Source organism: Chitinimonas violaceus (genome assembly GCF_052601015.1).
Genome location: NZ_JBQXDJ010000158.1, coordinates 1 through 2,016 on the forward strand (window position 1 = coordinate 1; position 2,016 = coordinate 2,016).

Annotated in this window: 2 protein-coding genes; both read left to right on the plus strand. The window is 46.3% G+C overall.

The window, feature by feature from the left end:
- Positions 1-436 precede the first annotated feature (436 nt).
- The gene (locus ACUHMQ_RS20580) at positions 437-1,435 is read left to right on the plus strand and encodes a PD-(D/E)XK nuclease domain-containing protein (protein ID WP_445297315.1); all 999 of its coding nucleotides are present in this window, start codon (positions 437-439) and stop codon (positions 1,433-1,435) included.
- Positions 1,432-1,950, plus strand: a complete 519-nt coding sequence (locus ACUHMQ_RS20585) for a hypothetical protein (RefSeq protein ID WP_445297316.1) — start codon at positions 1,432-1,434, stop codon at positions 1,948-1,950. The genes ACUHMQ_RS20580 and ACUHMQ_RS20585 overlap by 4 nt, the downstream gene beginning before the upstream one ends.
- Positions 1,951-2,016 lie beyond the last annotated feature (66 nt).

Here is a 2,016-nt window from a genome sequence, read left to right on the forward strand (position 1 = left end):
ACTCTGACCGATGTTCAAAAACCATACGGACAGCGCGTTCTTTGACTTCTGGCGAATACTTGGTTGGCTTCTTCATAACTCCATTCTCTCAAGAAATGGAGCCTCCTCACTATCCGGGGGGATTCAGAGACCGGGAAACCGGCTATTCGAGAAGCAGATGGGGTGACGTTTGATGATCTTCGGGCATTAGACGACTAGAACGAGTTAACACACCCGCCATGCCTCTCAACGATGCGCACTTTGGCGGGTTTTTGTGATTTTGAGAGGGAGATTCTAGATTGTTGAAGTCGACCTGAACTGACCCTGTGAATGAGGCTCAGCCTTATGGTGCTCTGCATATCCCTATTTTCCTTGGTGAGTATATCTGTCACATTGTGTAGTCTCATGCTGGCGCCCTCAGCCAACGAAGGTATCGATACAAGAATCAGGAGGAATAGTGGCAGAGACTATCAACATCGGCGAGATTGCTCAGAAGCTCTCGAAAGAAATTTTCAAATACTTTCTTTGGAGCACGCATCAAAAACATGACGACAACTTTAAGTGCACAAACCCGGACCATAAGAGCGAGGGCAAAACTGGTAAGTCTAAAGAGACTCACCCTGGCGATGTAGTGTTCAGTTATGATGATCCGTATGCGGGGAAAACAATTTACCTCCACACGGACCTAAAAAGTTACTCAAGTCAAAGCATCACGAGTACCAAGTTGCGTAGCGCATTTAAGTCGCTGAGTATGACTGTTGAGTGCGCCCAGGAGACCAACTACTGGCGTGAAAAATACTCTGTTCCTGATGATGAGGCTCATGAGGTACGTGGCTTGCTCTTCGTCCATAACCATGACCACAAATACACCCAGTCATTTGCTGACGCTGTCAGCAAGATGGATTTGCAGAACCTACCTCTTCCAGCAGGGGCATTAATTCACTATCTTGGTCCATCCGATATTCAAAGGCTTTACAACATTGGAAACGACATCATCCGTTTGCAGAATGACGGAGAACTTCCCAAGGAATACACCTACTACTATCCAGATTTGGTGATGGTACGTCGTCACGGTGACGGTACTAAACAAGCAGCAACAATTGAGTCGATGACCGGCCCATTTCTTATCTTGAGGCACGGGGAGGCTGAAAGTTGCTCTGCTGGCTATCTAATCTACTACAACCGTCCGGGGAATTTGTCGGAGGAGTTTGAGTACTTTTTAGACTGCTTGTCGCGCTTTCAGATGCTGGAAGGCAGCCAATTGATACGCATCCGGATGACCGACGGTGATGCAATAGACAACCTTAAGTCAGTATTTCAAATGGCCAAGAAGAAATATGCACGTGCATGGGGTTTTGACCCAGCGCGGGAAGAAATCTTAGAGAAGATCAAAATTGATCGCATTACAACAGTAACGAACACTTACAGTCCAGGTGATATGGGGTGGCGAGAATGAAAAATCGCTTTCATGGGCCTTCGCTTTACTACGCATCTGACAAGAATGTTTTTGACGCGCTTAATCAGCATAAAGTCGATATTCCAACAATAAGAAACTTGTTTGAGCGACGCAATATCGTCGTCAGCAAGAAAACACCACGTGAGAACCTTGCTGCCTATTTTGCTAGGCAGATTCATGATTACCAAGATCATAGAGATATTGCAGCCCGTCTCGGTATTGCGGCTCAACGGGAACGAATCACGTCAATGGACGTGAAAGGTGCAATAACAAAAGATCATGTTGATATGGCGGTTAAGCAGCTCAAAGAAGAGCTCGAGAAAACTGGCGAGGTTGTACAGATTCATAAAGAGAATGGGAAAGTAAATCTGACCATTCAGTATTCAACGATAAACTACAAAGTCAGCGAGTTTGCCCAGAGGCAAGAACGAGACGGAACTATTGAGCTGATCAACATGACCTGTCCTGACAACCGTAGACACACCCACTTCAAATGCAGACCAATTGCCTGCTGAATTTTTCTGCAAACACCGCCGGTGCCAAATTACCTAGCCGAGAGTGGCGTCGTTGGCGGTTGTAAA